The sequence below is a fragment of the Pseudomonas sp. GR 6-02 genome (assembly GCF_001655615.1).
Lineage (GTDB): Bacteria > Pseudomonadota > Gammaproteobacteria > Pseudomonadales > Pseudomonadaceae > Aquipseudomonas.
Genome location: NZ_CP011567.1, coordinates 613,202 through 635,214 on the forward strand (window position 1 = coordinate 613,202; position 22,013 = coordinate 635,214).

Below are 22,013 nucleotides of genomic sequence, written 5' to 3' on the forward strand. Positions count from 1 at the left end.
GCAGTTTCAATGAATGGGGCTAGTGGCGCATATCAGCGGTGAGGATTGCCAGCTTTTTTTTGTGTTCATGGTGGAATAATCACATGGCTGGCACCTTCAAATGCAAACACCTGTGGTTTCTCAGTTATCTGCTGTTGCCTCAAGCGCTGCCTGGATAACGAGCGTCAGGCTTTCCCAACTTCTTACATAGCCATCAAGGTGGGAGTGACGAGGAATAAGCCCTATTTCAATTGCCTTGATCATTGCTGCTTTTATCATTTCATGAGTCGCTGATTTGGCCATGACTTACAATCCTTTAAATGTTATTTGGTCCAGCGCGTCGACACCGTCCTGTAGCAATAAATAGGCTGGAAGTATCAGGCGAAAAAAGTCAGTGTCATTAGTGTTTTTAACGGTTACAGAGGTCAGTGCCTCTAAAAGGCTCGTTGCAGCGCGTATTCTGAAACAGGCATCTTCAAATAGTAGGTGGGGTGCGGCGTACGAATCAATATAAAAAGTTGGAATGTTGGATGCGTTGGATTTAAGAGGCTGGTAGCGATTCACAGACGAACTCCTTGAGCGCGCTTGGGTTATGAGGGCGCGATTAATTGTTTTTGGGGGATGATGTTGCCTGGGCATTGCTTATCTGCTGAACCATTGCATAAGTGCAATGGTTCAGCGTCAATTGAAGTTTATGCGATCTGAGCTTTAGCTGGAGGCCGATCCGCAGGGTTCTTCGGCGGGAGAGGATTTTTTATCGCGGGCCAAGCTATCAAATCGAGATCCAGATCGCTGAATTTGCTTGAGTCAAAAACGGGGGTTTTTATTCCTGTGCGACGTTGTTCATCATAGTCGCCCAGGATTCGCATACAGACGTTGAATAGCAGTGTCATCGCAATAAGGTTAACCAAGGCCAAAAATGTCATGGTGATGTCTGCAAACGCGAGCACCGTGGAAAGGTCCTCAACCGAACCCCAAAAGACCAGCATCAATACGGATATGCGGTACGCAATTAATGATTTATGAGGCGCCGCGAATATGAACCGTAAACTGTTTTCTCCCAGATAGTAGTTGTAGAGCATTGCCGTGAACACAAACAAGGAAAGTACCACGCTGATGAACACCCGACCCCAATCGCCTACTACCTCTGCCAGAGAGTTTTGCGCCAATGCAATTCCGTCGCCTTCGAAACCGGGAGCATAAAAACCGGAAAGCAAAATGATCAACGCGGTACACGTGCAAATAATGATGGTATCGATGAAGACACTGAACGCCTGCACCACACCTTGTGCTATCGGATGGGCGATTTTTGCCGCAGAGGCGACGTTAGGTGCACTGCCCAGTCCTGCTTCATTGGAGAACACTCCGCGCCTTACCCCCATCATGATCGCACTGCCCACCAGCCCGCCAAAAGCCTGATCCAGTCCGAACGCGCTTTTGACAATGCTGAGCAGCACTCCGGGGACTTGGTCAATTTGCAACACGATCACGTAAAGCGTTACACCGATATAGGCAATAACTTTAAGGGGAACCAATAAGTCGGCGACCGCCGCGATGCGCTTTATACCGCCCACGAACACAATGCCCAGCAACAAAGACAGCGTGAGTCCGGACCATGTAGTCGATAAACCAAAAGCATTGTTGAGAGAATGCGATACGGCATGAGACTCAAGGCCATTGATGGCAAATCCGAAGGTCACCAAAAGCAGGAGCGCAGCAATCGTTCCGAGCCAGCGTTTGCCCAGACCATGCTGGATGTACCAGGACGGACCCCCACGATATAGACCATTTCCATCGCAGCGCTTGTAGAGCTGGCCTAGTGAGCATTCGAAAAAGCTACTCGACATCCCCAATAGAGCGGTCATCCACATCCAGAACACCGCACCAGGGCCGCCCATACTCACGGCAATGCCGACACCAACAATGTTGCCGGTTCCGACGCGACCGGCAAGGCTGAGCGTCAATGCTTGCAATGAACTCAAGTGATGATTGCCGGTATGCCAGCTGCCGTGTAATACCGAGATCATATGGATGAAGTATCGGAGCTGGACAAATCTTGACCGGATTGTGAAATAGCTTCCCAGCCCAAGAACTAAAGGTATCAAAACCTTACCAGAGAGAAAGTCGTTGATGATGTCAAGCATTCAAAGCTCCTTGCTTATGAGAGTGCTGGCGGATTTATGGTGTAGCGCGTCCTGAAGCTTTCAGGATTCGTAATATCCGGTCATCTATCGTTGCGCGCAATTTCGCAAGTTGGTTAAAAATGATGCGAGTTGATGCTATGTTCGAGTCTTCTGGCGCTATTGTGATGGGTTTGTATGTCTGATTTTCTTCCGGCTAACTTAAGACTGCTGTGTAGTCACTATCGATCCGTCGCGGAAGTCTGTAGGAAACTTCGAATTAATCGTGGGCAATTTAATAAATATCTATGCGGAAACAACCTTCCCACACCTTTTAACCTTAAGCGGATCTGCGATTTTTTCGGAGTCGAAGAGTTCGAAATAGGTTTGCCGACAGAGCAATTCATCATTCTTATCGGCGCTAAAGCAAGGCGAATCAGTCCGTCCAGCGAGGTGACGGCACCGCAGCGGATGCTTGACCACCTTCGGCAACAGTCGTCGTCGCAGCTAAAAGCCCACACGGGTTACTACTACGAGTACTACCATGCAATGACAGAGCCCGGTTCCATTCTGTGTTCTCTGGTGCATATGTATGAGGAGGGGCAGCATTTCGTATACGAACGAAATGAACGCTTACAGATAACTGGTGCGGATGGGGAGTTTGAGCGGTATCGATACGTGGGAATTGCCTACTACCTACAGGATCGCTTGTTCCTCATTGATTATGAGTCGCTGACGTCCAATGAGATTAGCCAAACCATTCTTATCCCGAGCTTCAAAAGCTGTATTACTCGACTCAATGGCTTGAAGATGGGCGTTTCCGCAGCTGATCATCGTACTCCCGCCTGTTCAAGGGTTGTTTGGGAGTATCTCGGGCAGGAGATCAATCCAGTCAATGCGTATCGCAGGGTGCGGCTGTACAGTAAGGATGATCCCGCCATCGACGATGATTTGCGCGGACGTCTCGCTCAAACCAAAGTCGTTGATGGCCTCTTTGTTATTGCGTGACGCCATGATGAGCCTGACAGCCGTGTTGCCGGTTTTGGGGCTCCTATGCGACCCAGCGGAGCAATGCGGCGTTCCGACAAGCCTCCTTGCCACATATGTCGTTTGCCACAGGGATTGTGCAAGGGCTCAATGCTGCGGTGCATCCGGACTATCAATCCGCTCCAGCATCCACTTCACAAAATCCCGCACCTTGGGCACTTCCGCCGAGTGCTCCGGATACGCCAGGTAATAGGCGTCGGTGCTGGGCATTGCATGCTGCCAGGGAATGACCAACTTGCCGTCGGCCAATTCCTCTTCCACCAGAAACTTCGGTAGCAACGCTACACCACAGCCGACTTGGGCGGCGCGGATGCACATATAGAACGTTTCGAAACGCGGGCCGTGGTAGCTGTGTTCGGTGTGGTAGCCCTGGCTGTCGAACCAATCGTGCCAGGCCTGGGGGCGGGAAGCGTTTTGCAGCAGGACCAGGTCGGTGAGTTGGGTCGGATCGGTGAACGGCGTGTCCGGAAGACTGCCCGGGGCGCACACAGGAACAAGCTCTTCGCCGAACAGCTTCAGGCATTCGGTGCCGGGCCGTGAACCCTGGCCGAAGTAGAACGCCAGGTCGCTGCGACCTTGCAGCAGGTCGTCGGCTTCCTGTTCGCTGCACAGGTCCAGATGGATTGACGGATGACGCAGGCGCCAGCCTTTCAAGCGTGGCACCAGCCAGCGCGCGCCGAAGGTCGGAGGCGTGGAGACGCGCAAGACTTCGGTGTCTCCGCCGTAGGAACGCAGGTAATGGGTCGACATTTCGACTTGGGTGAGGATTTTTCGCACCTCCACCAAATACAAATCGCCAGCGGGGGTCATTTGCAGGCGTCGGCGCACCCGGCGGAACAACAGGTGCTGCAACAACTCTTCGAGTTGCGCGACCTGTTTGCTCACGGCGCTCTGGGTCAGGTTCAGCTCTTCGGCGGCGCGGGTGAAGCTCAAATGCCGGGTCACGGCCTCGAAACACTGCAGCGCAGTGATCGACGGCAAGTAGCGTTTATTCAGCATCGGTTCTCCTTGTTCTTGTCTCTCTACGCGGCACGCGTGTTACCGGCAGATTCGCAGCATGAATAAACGGAATGATATCTCGCTTAATCGTCGTTTGTTGGAGAACCTCGGGAGCGCTAAAACTACAGGTCAGATCAGTCGAATTAATCCGGCTGCACGTTTTCTGTTTCTGCTCGAGGAGTGACCCATGGTTGCCGCATTGCTTGATCGTCTTGGTGTGAACCCGGCCCTGTACCAGAACGGCAAAGTGCCGGTGCATTCGCCCATCGACGGTAGTCGGATTGCCGCCGTGAACTGGGAAGGCGCCGCTGAAGTCGAGCAGCACATCAGTCGCGCAGATCATGCGTTCGAATTGTGGCGCAAGGTGCCGGCGCCGCGCCGTGGCGAACTGGTTCGTCAATTGGGCGACATCCTGCGCGAGTACAAGGCCGATCTCGGTGAGCTGGTTTCCTGGGAAGCCGGCAAGATCACTCAGGAAGGCCTGGGTGAAGTTCAGGAAATGATCGACATCTGCGACTTCGCGGTCGGTCTGTCCCGTCAGTTGTACGGTTTGACCATCGCCTCCGAGCGCCCTGGCCACCACATGCGCGAAACCTGGCACCCGCTGGGCATCGTCGGCGTGATCAGCGCGTTCAACTTCCCGGTCGCCGTCTGGGCCTGGAACGCGACGCTGGCGCTGGTCTGCGGCAACCCGGTGATCTGGAAGCCGTCGGAGAAAACCCCGCTGACCGCGCTGGCCTGTCAGGCGCTGTTCGACCGTGTCCTGAAGAACTTCAGCGACGCCCCGCCGCACCTGAGCCAAGTGATCATCGGCGGCCGCGATGCAGGCGAAGCCCTGGTCGATGACCCGCGTGTCGCGCTGATCAGCGCTACCGGCAGCACCCGCATGGGCCGCGAAGTGGCGCCGAAAATCGCCGCACGTTTCGCCCGTAGCATTCTGGAACTGGGCGGTAATAACGCGATGATCCTCGGCCCAAGCGCCGATCTGGACATGGCCGTACGGGCGATTCTGTTTAGCGCCGTCGGCACTGCCGGTCAGCGTTGCACCACCTTGCGTCGCCTGATTGCCCACGAATCGGTGAAAGAAGAAATCGTCACCCGCCTGAAAGCCGCTTACTCCAAGGTGCGCATCGGCCATCCACTGGAAGGCAACCTGATCGGGCCGCTGATCGACAAACACAGCTTCGACAACATGCAGGACGCGCTGGAGCAAGCCTTGAGCGAAGGCGGCCGGGTGTTTGGCGGCCAGCGTCAGCTGGAAGACAAATTCCCCAACGCTTACTACGTTTCACCAGCCATCGTCGAAATGCCGGAACAAAGCGATGTGGTGCGCGACGAAACCTTCGCGCCAATTCTGTACGTGATCGGTTACACCGATTTCGAAGAGGCATTGCGCCTGAACAACGCCGTGCCACAAGGCCTGTCGTCGTGCATCTTCACCACCGACGTGCGTGAAGCCGAGCGGTTCATGTCGGCGGTGGGCAGCGATTGCGGCATTGCCAACGTCAACATCGGCCCGAGCGGCGCGGAAATCGGCGGCGCGTTCGGCGGCGAGAAGGAAACGGGCGGCGGTCGTGAGTCGGGCTCCGATGCATGGCGCGGGTACATGCGCCGCCAGACCAACACCGTGAACTATTCGCTGGAATTGCCGTTGGCTCAGGGGATTACGTTCGATTAAGCAGCAAGCGACAAGCTGTTGATCGATCGTTCCCACGCTCTGCGCGGGAACGATCGATGGTGTGTTGGTTAGGTTTCATTTTCGGAGTCTGGCAATGCCGTTACGCGAAGAGTGTCTGTGGGAAAAACTGACGCCGCAAAGGCCCGACAATGCGGCGCTCAAGGGTGAGGTGACGGTGGATGTCTGCGTCATCGGTGCCGGTTTCACCGGGCTGTCGGCGGCGGTGCATCTGCTGGAGCAAGGCAAAAGTGTCTGTGTGCTGGAAGCGCATCGCGCCGGCCATGGCGGGTCGGGGCGTAACGTCGGGCTGGTCAACGCGGGGATGTGGATTCCTCCGGACGAAATCGAAGCCGGTTTTGGCAAGGCGGTCGGCAGTCAGCTCAACCGTATGCTCGGAGCCGCGCCGTCGCTGGTGTTCAGCCTGGTCGACAAATACAACATCGATTGCCAGTTGCGCCGCGAAGGCACGCTGCACATGGCGCACAACGCGCGTGGCGAGGCGGACCTGCGCAGTCGCGAAGAACAATGGAAACGTCGTGGGGCACCGGTGGAATTGTTGACCGGAGCTGCCTGCGAACAAGCCACGGGCACCCGGAAGATCGCCGCCGCGCTGCTCGACCGGCGTGCCGGCACGATCAACCCGATGGCCTACACCACGGGGCTGGCCAACGCGGCTATCGGCCTTGGCGGTCAGTTGTTCGATCATTCCCCGGTGACCCGACTCGAACGTCAGGGCCAGCGCTGGTCGGTGCAGACCGCCCAGGGTTCGGTGCTGGCCGAACAGGTGGTGATCGCCTCCAATGCCTATACCGAAGGCGACTGGACGGAGCTGCGTCGCAACTTCTTCCCCGGTTATTACTATCAAGTGGCTTCGGTGCCACTGACCGAAGACGCCGCGCAGCAAATTCTGCCCGGTGGTCAGGGTTCCTGGGACACCCGGCAAGTGCTCAGCAGCATCCGTCGTGATGCCGAGGGGCGGTTGTTGCTCGGCAGTCTCGGCAATGGCAACCAGAAACCGACCTGGTTCCTCAAAGCCTGGGCCGATCGGGTTCAGCAGCATTACTTCCCCTACCTGAAACCGGTGGAATGGGAATGCACCTGGACCGGTTGCATCGCCTTCACCCCCGATCATTTGATGCGCCTGTTCGAGCCGGCACCGGGTCTGGTGGCCGTTACTGGTTACAACGGTCGAGGCGTGACCACCGGCACAGTGGTCGGCAAAGCCTTCGCCGACTACTTGTGTAACGGAAATCCTCAAGCCCTGCCGATTCCCTTCGCACCCATGCAGCCATTGGCGGGCGTGGGGCTGCGAAGCTGCCTGTATGAGGCCGGTTTTTCGCTGTATCACGCGGGCCAGTGCCTGCGGATCGTGATCTGATTGTTGAAATATGTTGCTGGAAGCAGCGCTTTTCAGCGAAGCGGCTAGCCTGTAATGGTGCGGGTTGTAGCAGTTGCGCACCAGCAGTGTGCAGTTCGGTGACGCGGGCTGTTACAGGCAGGTTGCACATCGTTTGGCGCTGCGGTTGCAATGATGGCGCATGCGGGTTGCGCCTTTTGAAATAAATGGTTTCACCTCCCGCGGTTTAGACGGTTGCACGCCCAATGAAAATGGGATCGAAACAGTCGAAATAACAAGAAAGCAGCGACTTTTTTCAGAATAAAAAACCGATGGCACGGCCCTTGCTCTGAGCATTCAGTGAAGTCGCAGTGCCAACTAAAAAAAACCTTGGAGCACCACCTCATGTCCCAGACGTTTTACAAGAAAGGCTTTCTGGCCCTCGCAGTGGCAGCTGCGTTGGGTGTTTCTGCGTTTGCACAGGCTGATGTGAAAATCGGTGTGGCCGGCCCTATGACAGGCGCCAACGCGGCATTTGGCGAGCAGTACATGAAGGGTGCGCAGGCAGCCGCTGATGCGGTCAACGCCGCCGGCGGTGTCAACGGGGAAAAAATCGTACTGGTCAAAGGCGATGACGCCTGCGAGCCGAAGCAGGCTGTGACGGTCGCCAAAGACCTGACTGAAAAGAAAGTCGTTGGTGTGGTAGGTCACTTCTGCTCCTCGTCGACCATCCCTGCCTCCGAGATCTACGATGAAGCCGGCATCATCACGATCACCCCAGGTTCCACCAACCCCAAGGTGACCGAGCGCGGCCTGAGTGCCATGTTCCGCATGTGCGGGCGTGACGACCAGCAAGGTATCGTGGCTGGCGACTATATCGTCGACGTGCTCAAGGGCAAGAAAGTCGCCGTGCTGCACGACAAGGACACCTATGGCCAAGGCTTGGCAGATGCCACCAAGGCTCAACTGATCAAGCGCGGCGTAACGCCAGTGCTGTATGAAGGCCTGACTCGCGGCGAGAAAGACTTCAGCGCCGTCGTCACCAAGATCCGTGCGGCCGGTGCCGACGTGGTCTACTTCGGCGGCTTGCACCCGGAAGCCGGTCCACTGGTTCGGCAACTGCGTGAACAGGGCCTCAAAGACGTCAAGTTCATGTCCGATGACGGCATCGTGACTGACGAACTGGTGACCACCGCCGGTGGCCCACAGAACGTTGATGGCGTACTGATGACCTTCGGCGCCGACCCACGTCTGCTGCCAGACAGCAAGACCGTGGTAGACGCCTTCCGCAAGGCCGGCACCGAACCTGAAGGCTACACCTTGTACGCTTACGCTTCGGTCCAGACCCTGGCCGCAGCGTTCAATGGCGCCAAATCCAACAAGGGCGAAGACGCTGCCAAATGGCTGAAAGCCAACCCGGTCAAGACCGTCATGGGCGAGAAGACCTGGGACAGCAAGGGCGACCTGAAAGTCTCCGACTACGTGGTTTACAAGTGGGACAAGGACGGCAAATACCACCAGCTGGAAAAACAGAAGTGATATGAGCGGTTGATCTGCCCGGCGCCTTGCGCGCCGGGCAGTCCTGAAACATGTCCGTGCAGTACCTGTCTTTTCTCGTAGAGCTGCACACAACCGAGTTGCGCCGGCGGCTGAACCCCGGTCCGTCGCACCCGGCTTCTGTGCAGTCTCTCAAGTGCGTGAGATTGCGTTATGGATGGTATTTTCCTGCAGCAACTGGTCAACGGCCTGACCCTCGGGTCGGTCTATGGCCTGATCGCCATCGGCTACACAATGGTCTATGGCATCATCGGCATGATCAACTTCGCCCATGGCGAGGTTTATATGATCTCTGCGTACCTCGCGGCGATCAGTCTGGCTCTGCTGGCTTACTTCGGTATTGAATCCTTCCCGCTGCTGATGCTCGGCACCCTGGTTTTCACCATCATCGTCACCGCGGTGTATGGCTGGGTCATTGAGCGTGTCGCTTACAAACCGCTGCGCAACTCCACCCGACTGGCACCGCTGATCAGCGCCATCGGTATTTCCCTGATCCTGCAAAACTATGCACAGATCAGTCAGGGCGCCCGTCAACAGGGTGTACCAACACTGCTGACCGGTGCATGGCGAGTTGAAGTCGGGAGCGGCTTCGTTCAACTCACCTACACCAAAATCTTCATTCTGGTTGCCGCATTCGTCGGCATGGGCTTGCTGACCTATGTCATCAAGTACACCAAACTCGGCCGCATGTGCCGCGCCACCCAGCAAGACCGCAAGATGGCTTCGATCCTGGGGATCAACACCGATCGGGTGATTTCCTACGTGTTCATCATCGGTGCGGCGATGGCGGCCCTGGCCGGTGTGCTGATCACCATGAACTACGGCACGTTCGACTTCTACGCAGGCTTCGTCATCGGGATCAAGGCGTTCACTGCGGCAGTGCTCGGCGGGATCGGCTCACTGCCCGGCGCCATGCTGGGAGGGATCATTCTCGGGATCTCCGAGTCGCTGTTCTCGGGGTTGGTCAACTCGGATTACAAAGACGTTTTCAGCTTCTCGCTGCTCGTTCTTGTTCTGGTCTTTCGGCCTCAAGGCCTGCTTGGCCGTCCTCTTGTGTCGAAGGTGTAAGCGATGTCTTCAACCACTAAAACCATTGATGTCAAAAAAAGCCTGGTTGACGCGATTCTTGCCGGCCTCATCGCCCTGATTGTGTTCGGCCCGATTGTTGGTGTGGTCCTCGACGGCTACGGCTTCAACCTGCAGCCGACGCGCGTGGCATGGATAGTCGCCATCGTTATGGCTGGCCGCTTTGCCCTGAGCCTATTCTTGCAAACCCCCAAAGGCCTGAGAATTCTCGAAGGCTTCGAGAGCACCGGTTCCGGGGTTCATGTTCTGGCGCCTGATTACAAATCCCGGTTGCGCTGGGTCGTCCCGCTGGTGATCGTTGTCGCCGTGGTATTCCCGTTCTTCTCCAACTCTTACCTGTTGGGCGTGGTCATCCTTGGGTTGATCTACGTGCTGCTGGGCCTGGGCCTGAACATCGTGGTCGGCCTGGCCGGCCTGCTCGACCTGGGTTATGTGGCGTTCTATGCCATCGGTGCCTACGGCCTGGCGCTCGGTTACCAATATCTGGGGCTGGGCTTCTGGACGGTGCTGCCTTTGGCGGCGATCACTGCCGGGCTGGCGGGGTGCATCCTGGGTTTCCCGGTGCTGCGTCTGCACGGCGACTATCTGGCAATCGTGACCCTGGGCTTTGGTGAAATCATCCGGTTGATCCTCAACAACTGGTTGTCCCTGACCGGTGGCCCGAATGGCATGGCGGCGCCGTTGCCAACTTTCTTCGGTCTCGAATTCGGAAAGCGGGCGAAGGACGGCGGGGTACCTTTTCATGAGTTCTTCGGCATCGCCTACAACCCGGACGTGAAGTACTACTTCATTTATGCGGTGTTGTTCCTGGTGGTGCTGGCCGTGCTGTACATCAAGCATCGCTTGACCCGCATGCCGGTCGGTCGCGCATGGGAAGCCTTGCGTGAAGACGAAATCGCCTGTCGCTCCATGGGTCTGAATCACGTACTGGTCAAACTGTCGGCGTTCACCATCGGCGCATCGACGGCGGGCCTGGCCGGCGTGTTCTTCGCGACCTATCAGGGCTTTGTGAACCCGACCTCGTTCACCTTCTTCGAATCGGCATTGATCCTCGCCATCGTGGTACTTGGCGGCATGGGTTCGACCATCGGCGTGGTGATGGCAGCATTCGTGTTGACCGTCGCCCCGGAACTGCTGCGCGGCTTCGCTGAATATCGCGTGCTGCTGTTCGGCATCCTGATGGTGTTGATGATGATTTGGCGACCGCGCGGCCTGATCCGGATCAGCCGTACCGGTGTGACCCCGCGTAAAGGAGTAGCGCCATGAGTGAAGTCGTACTCTCGGTCGAGAACCTGATGATGCACTTCGGTGGCATCAAGGCGTTGAGTGACGTCAGCCTGAAGGTCAAGCGCAACTCGATCTTCGCGTTGATCGGCCCCAACGGCGCGGGCAAGACCACTGTGTTCAACTGCTTGACCGGGTTCTATAAAGCGTCCGGCGGGCATATCGAGCTCAACACCCGTGGGGTGAAGACCAACGTCATCAAAATGCTCGGGGAGCCGTTCAAGGCAACCGATTTCGTTTCGCCGAAAAGCTTCATCAGCCGGCTCCACTACAAGATGTTCGGTGGCACGCACCTGATCAACCGTGCCGGTTTGGCGCGGACTTTCCAGAACATTCGCCTGTTCAAGGAGATGTCGGTACTGGAAAACCTGCTGGTAGCCCAGCACATGTGGGTCAACCGCGGCATGCTGGCCGGCATCCTCAACACCAAGGGTTATCGCAAGGCCGAAAGCGATGCGCTGGACCACGCCTTCTACTGGCTGGAAGTGGTGGACCTGGTGGACTGCGCCAACCGTCTGGCCGGTGAACTGTCCTATGGTCAGCAACGCCGTCTGGAGATCGCCCGGGCCATGTGTACCCGGCCGCAGATCATCTGCCTCGACGAACCGGCCGCCGGCCTCAACCCTCAGGAAACCGAAGCGCTGAGCGCGATGATCCGGCTGCTGCGTGACGAGCATGATCTGACCGTGGTGTTGATCGAGCACGACATGGGCATGGTCATGAGCATTTCCGACCACATCGTGGTGCTGGACCACGGCGTTGTCATCGCCGAGGGCGGGCCTGATGCGATCCGACACGATCCGAAAGTGATTGCCGCCTACCTGGGCGCCGACGAAGAGGAACTGGTATGAGTCAACCGATCCTCGAACTGAAAGAGATCGACGTGTTCTACGGACCGATCCAGGCCCTGAAGAAAGTCTCGTTGCACATCAATGAAGGGGAGACCGTCAGCCTGATCGGCTCCAACGGTGCCGGCAAGTCGACCCTGCTGATGTCGATTTTCGGTCAGCCACGGGCGACTGACGGGCAAATCGTCTATCAGGGTGTGGATATCACTCACAAGTCGTCCCACTACATCGCCTCCAACGGTATCGCTCAGTCGCCGGAAGGCCGCCGGGTGTTCCCCGACATGACCGTCGAGGAAAACCTGCTGATGGGCACCATCCCGATCGGTGACAAGTACGCCGCCGAGGACATGGAGCGCATGTTCGAGCTGTTTCCGCGGCTCAAGGAACGGCGTAACCAGCGGGCCATGACCATGTCCGGTGGCGAGCAGCAAATGCTCGCCATTGCCCGGGCGTTGATGAGCCGACCCAAGCTGTTGCTGCTCGATGAGCCGAGCCTGGGGCTGGCGCCGATTGTGGTGAAACAGATCTTCGCGACCCTGCGGGAACTGGCCAAGACGGGCATGACCATCTTTTTGGTGGAGCAGAACGCCAACCACGCCCTCAAGCTGTCGGACCGGGCGTACGTGATGGTCAACGGGCAGATCCGCCTCAGCGGCACCGGCAAGGAGCTGCTGGTGAACGAGGAGGTGCGTAACGCCTATCTCGGCGGGCACTAAACCGAAGAGCCTGGAAAACGCCCTGACGAACTCAGGGCGTTTTTTTATGCCCGCACAATCCCTACACGAGGCTGTGGTTTGAGGTAAAGGGAAATTGTGGAAAACAATATTCATGACCTCTCAAAGCGCGACATAAAGCCGCTGCAAATTGCTGTTTTGTCACGGTTTTGACTTGTCCCCGTTTGCTGTGGAGCTGGCTGTGAATAACGTGGGAGTAGCTGGCTGTAAGCCTTTGAATACGTGGCTTTCAGAGAGATGACTGTTTTTTGATCAGGTGCTTTTGGCGAACCTGAAGTGGGCATTGTCAACCTTTTTGTTATGAGCGAAGCCGGTGTGAGCCGAGGTGGACAAGCCTGTGGATAAGTCTGTGGTTAAACTCTGGAAAGACTCGGCTGAGGGCCGTGGTTGCTGGCTTGGCGCCATCGTCGCTATGACCGCTCAGTCGTGCAAATTGCCCTGGACTACACAGCGGATGCCTCAGGGTCAAGCAAAAAACTTTCAAATATGCCCGCAAAGCCTTGTGGATAGCGGCTTGCAGCTTTTCCACTTGCCCCCGGAAACTGTGGACCGGCCTGTGGATAAGGTGCGCGTACATGGCTGCAAGCCACGGGGCATGGGGTGTTGCCAGCATTGATCATTTTTTGTACGGTTTTTGCCATGGTTGCCGCTGTGGAAAAGGCCGGGCATGCTGCCGGTTGATTTTCTATTCCAAGGGCTGACTGTCAGCCGACGCAAGGAGAACACGATGTCCAACACCCTGTTTATTACCGGCGCGACCTCCGGTTTTGGTGAAGCCTGTGCCCGTCGTTTTGCCGAGGCCGGCTGGAAACTGGTGCTGACAGGTCGTCGTGAAGAGCGCCTCAATGCCCTGTGCGCCGAGTTGTCGAAACAGACCGAGGTCCATGGCCTGGTGCTCGACGTACGGGACCGCAAGGCCATGGAGGAGGCGATTGCCAACCTGCCGCCATCCTTCGCCAAGCTGCGCGGGCTGATCAACAACGCCGGCCTGGCCCTGGGTGTGGACCCGGCGCCCAAGTGCAATCTCGATGATTGGGACACCATGGTCGACACCAACATCAAAGGCCTGATGTACAGCACCCGCCTGTTGCTGCCACGTTTGATCGCTCATGGTCGTGGCGCCAGCATCGTCAACCTCGGCTCCATCGCCGGCAACTACCCGTACCCGGGCAGCCACGTGTATGGCGCGAGCAAGGCGTTCGTCAAACAGTTCTCCCTGAACCTGCGCTGCGACCTGCAAGGTACGGGCGTGCGGGTCAGCAACATCGAGCCGGGCCTGTGCGAGAGCGAGTTCTCGCTGGTGCGTTTCGCCGGTGACCAGGAGCGTTACAACGCCACTTACGCCGGTGCCGACCCGATCCAGCCGCAAGACATCGCCGAGACCATTTTCTGGGTGCTCAACGCACCGGCCCACATCAACATCAACAGCCTTGAGCTGATGCCGGTGAGCCAGACCTGGAGTGGGTTTGCCATTGAGCGTAATGCCAAGGTGTAAGACCGAGTAACGGCTGTTCGCGGGCAAGCCTCGCTCCTACGGATTATGTGTTGTTCGCAGAGTCGCGATTCAACATAAAACCTGTAGGAGCGAGGCTTGCCCGCGAAAACAATTTTTCAGTCAGCGCAAATACTCGGCCAATCCGCGATAGCAGGTTGCCAAGTGATAAGGCGTGGTCGAAGGCATGTCCTTGCGGCTCACTTCGCCCTGCTCATCGCGACACTCATACCAACCGCCCGCATGCAGAAAGCTTTGTTGCAACGCCTGCAATTGGCGTTGCACCGATGCTTCGCTGTCCGGGCGCAAGGTCAGGGCGCGCAGGTATTCGGCTTGAGCCCAGATGCGTTGGGTTGCGTCGCGAGGGTGATCATCCAGTTCCAGCATCGCTCGCACGGCACCGGTCTGCTGATCGACACCCCGTTGCTCGGTGAACGCAAACGCGCGCTCCAGCGAGGCATGCAGTGTCGAGTCGCGCAGCAATGGCGAGGATTGCAGCAGGAAATACCATTCGAACTGATGGCCCGGCTCGAACCAGTTATCCACAGCTCCCAGCGGCTTCTCCATCAACACCGCATGTCGCGGGTCGATGAAACGCTTTTGCATGGCTGTGCATAACTCGATGAGTGCGTTCTGCACAGCCGCGTCTTCGCGCACCGAAAGGGTGGCGAGGAAGGCTTCGGCCAAATGCATCAGAGGGTTCTGCAATGGCCCGGAGTCGAGCGAGGACCAATCACGGTCCAGGCTGGCTTCGTACAGGCCGTCGCCCGTGGCGAAACGCTGCGCTACCACTTCCAGCGCGGCGTTGAGTACCGACTCCACCAGCGGTTCGCGAACCTTGTCCCAATAATGGGCGCAGGCGAACAGGATGAAGGCGTGGGTGTAGAGGTCTTTGCGCTGGTCCAGCGGCGTACCTTGCGGGTCGATGCTGTAGAACCAGCCGCCATGCTCGGCATCGTGGAAATGCCGTTGCAAGGAACGAAACAGCGCCGCCGCGCGCTCTTCAGCCTTGGGCACCTGGCCGATCAGGCTGGAGAACAGGTACAGCTGCCGCGCGCAGGCCATGGCCCGGTAGCGCTGAGTGGGCAGCGGTTTATGCTCGGCATCCAGCGCCTCATAAGGCAACGCCATGTCGGCGTTCCAGCCGGGGCCCTGCCAGAGCGGCACGATCACGTCCTGGAAGTGCTGGTGCACTGAGGCGAACAGGGCGGTCAATTCAGGCTGGGAGGCAGAGCGGGAAGCATGCGGCATTGGCTGGCGTCGTCACGGCAGGGTTAATTGCGCGACATGTTAGCAGGCCTTAGAGATGCGGTGTCTGTCAGGCCGCCTTCGCGGGCAAGCCTCGCTCCTACAGGTTTCGTGTCATGACACGAATTGCGGGGTCAAACACAATCCTGTAGGAGCGAGGCTTGCCCGCGAAGAGGTCAGTCCAGACGCTAGAGAATTAACCCGCTAATAACCAAGCTCCGGTTACCGCCGACGCCGCACCCGCCAGCCGAACCAATGGTGCCGCGGCCTGAGGCAAGACGCGAACCATCGCATAACCCGCGGCATGCAACGCCGCTGTCGCTGCCACAAACCCTGCGGCATACGCCCAGGGACTGGACATGTCCGGCAATTCCAGACCATGCGCCACGCCATGAAACAGCGCGAACAACGCGGTCGCCGCAACCGCCAGGCTCAGCGGCGGACGCACTGCCAACGCCACCGCCAGGCCCAGCGCCAATACCGATGCCGCAATCCCGCTTTCCAGCGCCGGCAGGTTCAGTCCTTCAAAACCCAGCAAGCCGCCGATCAACATGGTGCCCACGAATGTGCACGGCAGAGCCCAGCGTGCAGCGCCTTTCTGCTGCGCCGCCCACAACCCCACGGCAACCATCGCCAGCAAGTGATCGAGGCCGCCGATCGGGTGGCTGATGCCGGCGATCAAGCCGTTGTCGCCATGGCCCGGGTGGGCGAAGGCAATGGCTGGGGTCAGCAGCAGGGCCATGGCGCCCAGAATGCGTTTCAGTGTCATGGATAAGCTTCCTTGTTGATAAGTGTGATCAGGCCGCAGTCAGCAGGCCCTGGCGTTCGATGAAGGCGATGATTTCTTCAAGGCCCTGGCCGGTTTTCTGGTTGCTGAAGACAAACGGCTTGCCGTTGCGCATGCGTTGGGTGTCGCTGTTCATCATCTCCAGCGACGCGCCTACCAGCGGCGCCAGGTCGATCTTGTTGATCACCAGCAGGTCGGATTTGCAGATGCCGGGGCCACCCTTGCGCGGCAGCTTGTCGCCGGCGGAGACATCGATCACGTAAATGGTCAGGTCGGACAGTTCCGGGCTGAAGGTCGCCGAGAGGTTGTCGCCGCCGGATTCCACCAGGATCAGATCCAGCCCCGGAAAGCGCCGGTTCAGTTGGTCCACGGCTTCGAGGTTGATCGAGGCGTCTTCGCGGATCGCCGTGTGCGGGCAGCCGCCGGTTTCCACGCCGATGATCCGCTCCGGTGCCAAGGCTTCGTTGCGCACCAGAAAGTCAGCGTCTTCGCGGGTATAGATATCGTTGGTCACGACGGCCAGGTTGTAGCGTTCGCGCAGGGCCAGGCACAGGGCCAGGGTCAAGGCGGTTTTGCCGGAGCCGACCGGGCCGCCGATGCCGACGCGCAGGGGTTGTGTGTTCATGTGATTCTCCAAACTAAAAGGCCCTAGGAACGGAACAGACGGCTGTACTGGCGCTCATGGGCCATGCATGCCAGGGACAGACCGAAAGCGGCGCTGCCAACGTGTTCGAGATTGATTCGGCTGGCGTCTTGCTGCGCCTGTTGCAGCAACGGCAGCAGTTCGCTGGTCAGGCGTTGTGCGGCTTGCTGGCCCAACGGCAGGGTTTTCATCAACACCGCCAGTTGGTTTTCCAGCCAGCTCCAGAGCCAGGCGGCCAGCGCATCTTGCGGGTTGATGTTCCAGGCGCGAGCCGCCAGCGCCCAGCCGAGAGCCAAGTGCGGTTCAGGGCGTTGCTCGAGAAAGGCGCGAGCAGGCTCGTCCAGCTCCGGCAAGCCGTTGAGCAGCTGCTGCAGCGAATAGCCCATCTGCCGGCTCTCCTGATGCAGCTCACGGGTTTCGCGGCTGGCGCGATGCTCTTCGCAGCGTTGCAGCAACTCGGCCCAGTTTTCTTCGGCGGCGGCGGTGCAATGGGCGAGCAGTAGCGGTGCTTCGAAACGCGCCAGGTTCAGCAGCAATTGATCGCTGATCCAGCGTCGCGCGCTGTCGGGATCATTGACCCGGCCGTTATCCACCGCCATTTCCAGGCCCTGGGAATAGCTGTAGCCGCCAATCGGCAGCTGCGGGCTGGCCAGGCGCAGCAGCGCCCAGGCCGGGTTCATAAGCGCACGCCGAACTGGTGCAGTTTCGGCGGGTAGTTGAAGTCCTCGTCACCGTGGCGCGAGTGGTGATGGCCACCACCGTAGGCACCGTGTTCCGGCTGGAACGGCGCTTCGATGTTCTCGGCCTTGGCGCCAAGCTGTTCGAGCATGGCCTTGAGCACGTAATCATCGAGCAGGCGCAACCAGCCGTCGCCGACTTGCAGGGCCACGTGGCGATTGCCCAGATGATAGGCGGCGCGGGTCAGTTCGAACGCATTGGCGCAGGTGACGTGCAGCAGTTGTTCGGGGCGAGCACAGACGCGAACGACGCGCCCGTCTTCGGCTTGCAGGCACTCGCCGTCATGCAGCGGTGGCTGGCCGCGCTCCAGAAACAAGCCGACGTCTTCACCCTCGGCACTGAAACAGCGCAAGCGGCTTTTGCTCCTGGCTTCGAAGGTCAGGTGCAACTCGGCGGCCCAGACGGGTTGAGGGTCGATTCTGCGATGAATCACCAGCATCGGAAGGCTTCCAGCAATGAACAATGTTCAGGCTAGAGCAAGGGGCTTGCCAATCGGGTGAGAGGTAGGAAATGCCTGTCAGAGCGACGGGGGGGACTCACAATGTTGCAGGACTTTGATTGAAGTTGGTGCGTGGCGGGTGTTTACGCACCAATTTGCAGCGCACAAAAAAAGATCGCAGCCTTCTGCCGAAGGCTGCGATCTTTTTCTAACGGGTTACTCGGTACTGCCGAGTCCCTGCCAATGCTTCAGCCCGATAAAGATAAACCGCAACTGCTGGGTGATTTTCGCCTGGGGTGTCAGGTGCTCGGGCAATGCTTCGGCCGGCGGATCGATGATGTCCGGCAGGGTCGCGAACACGCTTTTGACGATCAGATCGGCCATGACGCTCAGGCCGGCGATGTCCAGATGCTGCAGTTTGGGCATCAGCGACAAATCGGCCGCCAGGTCCGAGCTGATGTCCTCGCGCAGGCGGCCGATGGCCTGGCGCACCGGCAGCGAGCCGCCGTACTGCTCTCGGGCAAGAAACAGGAACTGCGAGCGATTGGCCGTGACCACGTCGAGAAAGATCCGCACCGAGGCATCGATGATACCGCCCATGACGAATTCGTTATGGCGCACCAGGCGGATGGTTTCGCGGAAGGTCTGGCCGACTTCGCACACCAGCGCCAGGCCCAATTCGTCCATGTCGGCGAAGTGCCGGTAGAAACCAGTGGGCACGATCCCGGCGGTTCGCGTCACTTCACGCAGGCTCAAGCTGCCGAATCCTCGGCCGCTTTCCATCAGGTGGCGGGCAGCGTCCATCAGGGCGTTGCGGGTCTGTTGTTTCTGTTCGGCGCGGGGCAGCATCGCAAGGGTGTTTTCTGGACAGGGACAGCGGCGCACTCTAGCAAATCGGCTTCGCTGGCGTCGAACGGACTGTCGGGGGATCACGCGGGGGAAATGCAGCTTCTATAAAGTCAAAAGCCCAATCCGGGGATTGGGCTTTTTTTCCAGGCCGCCATGGGCTTAGCTCACAGCGCTGTTGCGTTCGATCACACGGTCACCACCACCTTCAGCAAGGGTTTGGCCTTGTGGAGTGCGATCGGCACCGTCAGCCGCCAGGGTTTGGCCTTGTGGAGTGCGATCGGCACCGTCAGCCGCCAGGGTTTGGCCTTGTGGAGTGCGGTCGGCACCGTCAGCAGCCAGGGTTTGGCCTTGTGGAGTGCGGTCAGTACCGTCAGCCGCCAGGGTTTGGCCTTGTGGGGTACGGTCGGTACCGTCAGCCGCCAGAGTTTGGCCTTGTGGGGTACGGTCGGTACCGTCAGCAGCCAGGGTTTGGCCCTGTGGAGTGCGATCCGAGCCATCCTGGGTGATCAGGCCTTTTTCTTTCAGGCGCTCGTTACCGTTGGCACCATCGGCAACGGTCTGGCTGAACACCGAGTGGCTGTCTTTGACTTGTGGAGTGGCCTGATCGGCAGCCGGCAGAGCAAAAGCGGTGCTGGCTAACATTGAGAGGGTCAGGCTAAGCAGTAATTCGCGTTTCATGATGGGTTGCTCCTTGGGAGGGCGATAAAGTGGGTACGAGGTCAATGCTACTCTCGATAAGTCGATATAAAAGTTCATAAACGCAATGGTAATAATCAACGGAATTGATTGTTTGGCCGAGCGGCTCTAGAACGGGCGTTTCCGGCGAACGTTTTTGCACTGAGGTGGGTATTTTCGACTCATTTTCGCCTCGCAAAAGTGCGGGGTCGGTAACGCTAAAAAGGGAGGGGCGAGACGGCTATTTGCGTTCGAATCGGCCTTCGGGTTAAACCTGCGGGCCGTTTTCCAGTCGTACATTTCATGGCAGGCCGGTTCTGGCCTAACGTTTCATCAGTGCGTCGCTGTCAGGGCGCTCAGTCGTATTCAGGAGCTCTGTGCAATGACGCGCACTCGTAAAATGCTTGCCTGGACCTCCGCCAGCCTCGTTGTGCTGCTGGCCGTCCTGGTGCTGATCATCGCGTTCTTCGATTGGAACCGGATCAAGCCGCCCCTTAACGCCAAAGTCTCCGAAGAACTGCATCGTCCGTTCGCCATCAACGGCAACCTCGCGGTGGTCTGGCAGCGCGAGCCCGACGAAGGCGGCTGGCGGGCCTGGGTACCGTGGCCGCATGTGGTGGCCGAGGACCTGAGCCTGGGCAACCCGGACTGGTCGAAGCAACCGCAGATGGCCACCCTCAAACGCGTCGAGCTGCGTATTTCACCGCTGGCCTTGCTGACACAGCGGGTGACGATCCCGCGCATCGACCTGACCGAGCCCAATGCCGACCTGCAGCGTCTGGCCGACGGCCGCGCCAACTGGACATTCAAGTTCGACCCCAAGGATCCGAATGCCGAGCCTTCTAACTGGGTGCTGGACATCGGTGCCATCGGCTTCGACAAGGGCCATGTCACGCTCGACGACCAGAGCCTGAAAACCCGCCTCGACTTGCTTATCGATCCGCTGGGCAAGCCGATTCCGTTCAGTGACATCGTCGGCGACAAAGCGGCGAAAACCGCGCTTGAGAAGGGCGGTTCGCCGCAGGATTACGCGTTCGCGTTGAAGGTCAAAGGCCAATACCACGGCCAGAATCTGGCCGGCCAAGGCAAAATCGGTGGTTTGCTGGCCCTACAGGATGCCGCCAAGCCGTTCCCGCTTCATGCGCAAATGAAGATTGCCGACACCAGCGTCGAACTGGCCGGCACGCTCACCGACCCATTGAACCTCGGCGCCCTGGATCTGCGCCTGAAACTGGCCGGTGCCAGCCTGGGCAATCTCTATCCGCTGATCGGCGTGACCCTGCCGGATACCCCGCCGTACGCCACGGATGGGCATTTGACCGCCAAGTTGCATGAGTCGGGCGGGGCGGTGTACCGCTATGAGGACTTCAACGGCAAGATCGGCGAGAGCGATATCCATGGCAACCTGGCTTATGTCGCGAGTCAACCGCGGCCCAAGCTCAGCGGGGCGGTGGAGTCCAATCAACTGTTGTTTGCCGACCTGGCCCCACTGATCGGCGCCGACTCCAATGCCAAGCAAAAGGCCCGCGGCGGTGAAAGCAAACAGCCGGCGGACAAGATTCTGCCGGTCGAGGAATTCAAGACCGAGCGCTGGCGCGATATGGACGCTGACGTCGAGTTCACTGGCAAGCGCATTGTCCACAGCGAAAAACTGCCGTTCAACGACCTCTACACCCATTTGGTGCTGACGGATGGTGTGCTCAGTCTCGAGCCCCTGCGTTTCGGCGTGGCGGGCGGCAATCTGGATGCGCAGATTCGTCTGAACGGGCGCGCCGAGCCATTGGAAGGCCGGGCCAAACTGACTGCGCGCAAGTTCAAGCTCAAACAGTTGTTCCCCTCCATTGAACGGATGAAAACCAGTTTCGGTGAGCTCAATGGCGACGCCGACCTTACCGGTCGTGGCAACTCGGTGGCCAAGCTGCTGGGCACTGCCGACGGCAATTTGAAGATGCTGATCAATGATGGCGCCATCAGTCGTGAGTTGATGGAGCTGGCCGGGCTCAATGTCGGCAACTATGTGGTCGGGAAAATCTTTGGCGACAAGGAAGTGAAGATCAACTGCGCGGCGGCCAATTTCGACATCAAGAGCGGTCTGGCGACCACGCAGTTGTTCGTCTTCGATACCGAGAACGCGATTGTCTACATCGATGGCACGGCGAACATGGCGACCGAGCAACTGGACCTGACCATCAGCCCGGAATCCAAGGGCTGGCGCTTGATTTCGTTGCGTTCGCCACTGTATGTGCGGGGTAAGTTCATCAAGCCGGATGCGGGGGTGAAAGCGGTGCCGCTGATGCTGCGCGGGGCCGGGATGGTGGCGCTGGGTGTGATTGCCGCGCCGGCGGCGGGTTTGCTGGCGCTGATCGCGCCGAGTGCTGGCGAGCCGAATCAATGTGCGCCGTTGCTGGAGCAGATGAAGGCGGGCAAGGCGCCGGTGACGGTCAAGCCCACCCGGTAGATCAAAAGATCTCAGC

General features: G+C 58.6%; 21 protein-coding genes. 10 read left to right on the forward strand and 11 right to left on the reverse strand.

Annotated elements, in window-relative coordinates; genetic code table 11:
• Positions 1 to 120: 120 nt before the first annotated feature.
• The 3 genes from PGR6_RS29850 to PGR6_RS02640 all read right to left on the reverse strand — a co-directional run bounded on the left by PGR6_RS29850 (position 121) and on the right by PGR6_RS02640 (position 2,123).
• The gene (locus PGR6_RS29850) at positions 121 to 282 is read right to left on the reverse strand and encodes a hypothetical protein (RefSeq protein WP_156523278.1); all 162 of its coding nucleotides are present in this window, start codon (positions 280 to 282) and stop codon (positions 121 to 123) included.
• Positions 283 to 285: 3 nt separating this feature from the next.
• A complete protein-coding gene (locus PGR6_RS02635; RefSeq protein WP_007939041.1) occupies positions 286 to 543 on the reverse strand; it encodes a hypothetical protein in 258 nt (85 codons plus the stop codon).
• Positions 544 to 671: 128 nt separating this feature from the next.
• Positions 672 to 2,123: an alanine/glycine:cation symporter family protein gene (locus PGR6_RS02640; RefSeq protein WP_064616028.1), complete on the reverse strand. Its 1,452-nt coding sequence runs from the start codon at positions 2,121 to 2,123 to the stop codon at positions 672 to 674.
• A gap of 174 nt (positions 2,124 to 2,297) precedes the next feature.
• Between PGR6_RS02640 and PGR6_RS02645 the strand changes: the two genes are divergently transcribed.
• Entirely contained in the window at positions 2,298 to 3,107 is an 810-nt protein-coding gene (locus PGR6_RS02645) for a helix-turn-helix domain-containing protein (RefSeq protein WP_064616029.1), read from the forward strand.
• Between the two features lie 126 nt (positions 3,108 to 3,233).
• Here PGR6_RS02645 and PGR6_RS02650 read toward each other — a convergent pair whose 3' ends face one another.
• A complete protein-coding gene (locus PGR6_RS02650) occupies positions 3,234 to 4,145 on the reverse strand; it encodes a LysR family transcriptional regulator (RefSeq protein WP_064616030.1) in 912 nt (303 codons plus the stop codon).
• Positions 4,146 to 4,332: 187 nt separating this feature from the next.
• Here PGR6_RS02650 and amaB point away from each other — a divergent pair, with 187 nt between their 5' ends.
• The 8 genes from amaB (at position 4,333) to PGR6_RS02690 (ending at position 14,163) form a co-directional block, all read left to right on the forward strand.
• Positions 4,333 to 5,823, forward strand: coding sequence for an L-piperidine-6-carboxylate dehydrogenase (gene amaB / locus PGR6_RS02655; protein ID WP_018928481.1), 1,491 nt, complete (start codon positions 4,333 to 4,335; stop codon positions 5,821 to 5,823).
• A 94-nt stretch (positions 5,824 to 5,917) separates the two neighbouring features.
• The gene (gene amaA, locus PGR6_RS02660; protein ID WP_018928480.1) at positions 5,918 to 7,201 is read left to right on the forward strand and encodes an L-pipecolate oxidase; all 1,284 of its coding nucleotides are present in this window, start codon (positions 5,918 to 5,920) and stop codon (positions 7,199 to 7,201) included.
• 363 nt (positions 7,202 to 7,564) lie between these two features.
• A complete protein-coding gene (locus PGR6_RS02665) occupies positions 7,565 to 8,698 on the forward strand; it encodes a branched-chain amino acid ABC transporter substrate-binding protein (RefSeq protein ID WP_018928479.1) in 1,134 nt (377 codons plus the stop codon).
• A 171-nt stretch (positions 8,699 to 8,869) separates the two neighbouring features.
• On the forward strand, positions 8,870 to 9,784 hold the full coding sequence (locus tag PGR6_RS02670; RefSeq protein ID WP_007939055.1) for an ABC transporter permease subunit: 915 nt from the start codon (positions 8,870 to 8,872) through the stop codon (positions 9,782 to 9,784).
• Between the two features lie 3 nt (positions 9,785 to 9,787).
• A complete protein-coding gene (gene livM, locus PGR6_RS02675; RefSeq protein ID WP_018928478.1) occupies positions 9,788 to 11,068 on the forward strand; it encodes a high-affinity branched-chain amino acid ABC transporter permease LivM in 1,281 nt (426 codons plus the stop codon).
• Entirely contained in the window at positions 11,065 to 11,937 is an 873-nt protein-coding gene (locus PGR6_RS02680) for an ABC transporter ATP-binding protein (RefSeq protein ID WP_018928477.1), read from the forward strand. Before livM ends, PGR6_RS02680 begins: the two co-directional genes overlap by 4 nt.
• Positions 11,934 to 12,650, forward strand: coding sequence for an ABC transporter ATP-binding protein (locus tag PGR6_RS02685; protein WP_064616031.1), 717 nt, complete (start codon positions 11,934 to 11,936; stop codon positions 12,648 to 12,650). The genes PGR6_RS02680 and PGR6_RS02685 overlap by 4 nt, the downstream gene beginning before the upstream one ends.
• 745 nt (positions 12,651 to 13,395) lie before the next feature.
• Positions 13,396 to 14,163, forward strand: coding sequence for an SDR family oxidoreductase (locus PGR6_RS02690; protein WP_018928475.1), 768 nt, complete (start codon positions 13,396 to 13,398; stop codon positions 14,161 to 14,163).
• A 120-nt stretch (positions 14,164 to 14,283) separates the two neighbouring features.
• Here the strand turns inward: PGR6_RS02690 and PGR6_RS02695 are convergent, their stop codons facing one another.
• The 7 genes from PGR6_RS02695 to PGR6_RS02725 form a co-directional block, all read right to left on the reverse strand.
• The gene (locus PGR6_RS02695) at positions 14,284 to 15,411 is read right to left on the reverse strand and encodes an AGE family epimerase/isomerase (protein ID WP_064616032.1); all 1,128 of its coding nucleotides are present in this window, start codon (positions 15,409 to 15,411) and stop codon (positions 14,284 to 14,286) included.
• Between the two features lie 193 nt (positions 15,412 to 15,604).
• A complete protein-coding gene (locus PGR6_RS02700) occupies positions 15,605 to 16,177 on the reverse strand; it encodes a HupE/UreJ family protein (RefSeq protein WP_064616033.1) in 573 nt (190 codons plus the stop codon).
• Between the two features lie 28 nt (positions 16,178 to 16,205).
• Positions 16,206 to 16,820: an urease accessory protein UreG gene (ureG, locus tag PGR6_RS02705; RefSeq protein ID WP_008001031.1), complete on the reverse strand. Its 615-nt coding sequence runs from the start codon at positions 16,818 to 16,820 to the stop codon at positions 16,206 to 16,208.
• 23 nt (positions 16,821 to 16,843) lie between these two features.
• Positions 16,844 to 17,518 carry an urease accessory protein UreF gene (locus PGR6_RS02710; protein WP_018928471.1) on the reverse strand — a complete coding sequence of 225 codons (675 nt, stop codon included), beginning with the start codon at positions 17,516 to 17,518 and terminating at the stop codon, positions 16,844 to 16,846.
• Positions 17,515 to 18,015, reverse strand: coding sequence for an urease accessory protein UreE (gene ureE, locus PGR6_RS02715; protein WP_018928470.1), 501 nt, complete (start codon positions 18,013 to 18,015; stop codon positions 17,515 to 17,517). The genes PGR6_RS02710 and ureE overlap by 4 nt, the downstream gene beginning before the upstream one ends.
• 216 nt (positions 18,016 to 18,231) lie before the next feature.
• Positions 18,232 to 18,864 (reverse strand): TetR family transcriptional regulator, encoded by a 633-nt coding sequence (locus PGR6_RS02720; protein ID WP_018928469.1) that lies wholly within the window; start codon positions 18,862 to 18,864, stop codon positions 18,232 to 18,234.
• Positions 18,865 to 19,023: 159 nt separating this feature from the next.
• The gene (locus tag PGR6_RS02725) at positions 19,024 to 19,542 is read right to left on the reverse strand and encodes a hypothetical protein (protein WP_064616034.1); all 519 of its coding nucleotides are present in this window, start codon (positions 19,540 to 19,542) and stop codon (positions 19,024 to 19,026) included.
• A 379-nt stretch (positions 19,543 to 19,921) separates the two neighbouring features.
• On the opposite strand from PGR6_RS02725, the gene PGR6_RS02730 reads away from it, so the two are divergent.
• Positions 19,922 to 21,997 carry an AsmA family protein gene (locus PGR6_RS02730; protein WP_064616035.1) on the forward strand — a complete coding sequence of 692 codons (2,076 nt, stop codon included), beginning with the start codon at positions 19,922 to 19,924 and terminating at the stop codon, positions 21,995 to 21,997.
• The last annotated feature ends 16 nt before the right edge of the window (positions 21,998 to 22,013 follow it).

What these genes read in the sequence shown, in the direction of transcription:
- PGR6_RS29850 (WP_156523278.1), bottom strand. Translation starts at nt 282, where the DNA reads ATGGCCAAATCAGCGACTCATGAAATGATAAAAGCAGCAATGATCAAG.
- PGR6_RS02640 (WP_064616028.1), bottom strand. Translation starts at nt 2,123, where the DNA reads ATGCTTGACATCATCAACGACTTTCTCTCTGGTAAGGTTTTGATACCT.
- PGR6_RS02645 (WP_064616029.1), top strand. Translation starts at nt 2,298, where the DNA reads ATGTCTGATTTTCTTCCGGCTAACTTAAGACTGCTGTGTAGTCACTAT.
- PGR6_RS02650 (WP_064616030.1), bottom strand. Translation starts at nt 4,145, where the DNA reads ATGCTGAATAAACGCTACTTGCCGTCGATCACTGCGCTGCAGTGTTTC.
- amaB (WP_018928481.1), top strand. Translation starts at nt 4,333, where the DNA reads ATGGTTGCCGCATTGCTTGATCGTCTTGGTGTGAACCCGGCCCTGTAC.
- amaA (WP_018928480.1), top strand. Translation starts at nt 5,918, where the DNA reads ATGCCGTTACGCGAAGAGTGTCTGTGGGAAAAACTGACGCCGCAAAGG.
- PGR6_RS02665 (WP_018928479.1), top strand. Translation starts at nt 7,565, where the DNA reads ATGTCCCAGACGTTTTACAAGAAAGGCTTTCTGGCCCTCGCAGTGGCA.
- PGR6_RS02670 (WP_007939055.1), top strand. Translation starts at nt 8,870, where the DNA reads ATGGATGGTATTTTCCTGCAGCAACTGGTCAACGGCCTGACCCTCGGG.
- livM (WP_018928478.1), top strand. Translation starts at nt 9,788, where the DNA reads ATGTCTTCAACCACTAAAACCATTGATGTCAAAAAAAGCCTGGTTGAC.
- PGR6_RS02680 (WP_018928477.1), top strand. Translation starts at nt 11,065, where the DNA reads ATGAGTGAAGTCGTACTCTCGGTCGAGAACCTGATGATGCACTTCGGT.
- PGR6_RS02685 (WP_064616031.1), top strand. Translation starts at nt 11,934, where the DNA reads ATGAGTCAACCGATCCTCGAACTGAAAGAGATCGACGTGTTCTACGGA.
- PGR6_RS02690 (WP_018928475.1), top strand. Translation starts at nt 13,396, where the DNA reads ATGTCCAACACCCTGTTTATTACCGGCGCGACCTCCGGTTTTGGTGAA.
- PGR6_RS02695 (WP_064616032.1), bottom strand. Translation starts at nt 15,411, where the DNA reads ATGCCGCATGCTTCCCGCTCTGCCTCCCAGCCTGAATTGACCGCCCTG.
- PGR6_RS02700 (WP_064616033.1), bottom strand. Translation starts at nt 16,177, where the DNA reads ATGACACTGAAACGCATTCTGGGCGCCATGGCCCTGCTGCTGACCCCA.
- ureG (WP_008001031.1), bottom strand. Translation starts at nt 16,820, where the DNA reads ATGAACACACAACCCCTGCGCGTCGGCATCGGCGGCCCGGTCGGCTCC.
- PGR6_RS02710 (WP_018928471.1), bottom strand. Translation starts at nt 17,518, where the DNA reads ATGAACCCGGCCTGGGCGCTGCTGCGCCTGGCCAGCCCGCAGCTGCCG.
- ureE (WP_018928470.1), bottom strand. Translation starts at nt 18,015, where the DNA reads ATGCTGGTGATTCATCGCAGAATCGACCCTCAACCCGTCTGGGCCGCC.
- PGR6_RS02720 (WP_018928469.1), bottom strand. Translation starts at nt 18,864, where the DNA reads ATGCTGCCCCGCGCCGAACAGAAACAACAGACCCGCAACGCCCTGATG.
- PGR6_RS02725 (WP_064616034.1), bottom strand. Translation starts at nt 19,542, where the DNA reads ATGAAACGCGAATTACTGCTTAGCCTGACCCTCTCAATGTTAGCCAGC.
- PGR6_RS02730 (WP_064616035.1), top strand. Translation starts at nt 19,922, where the DNA reads ATGACGCGCACTCGTAAAATGCTTGCCTGGACCTCCGCCAGCCTCGTT.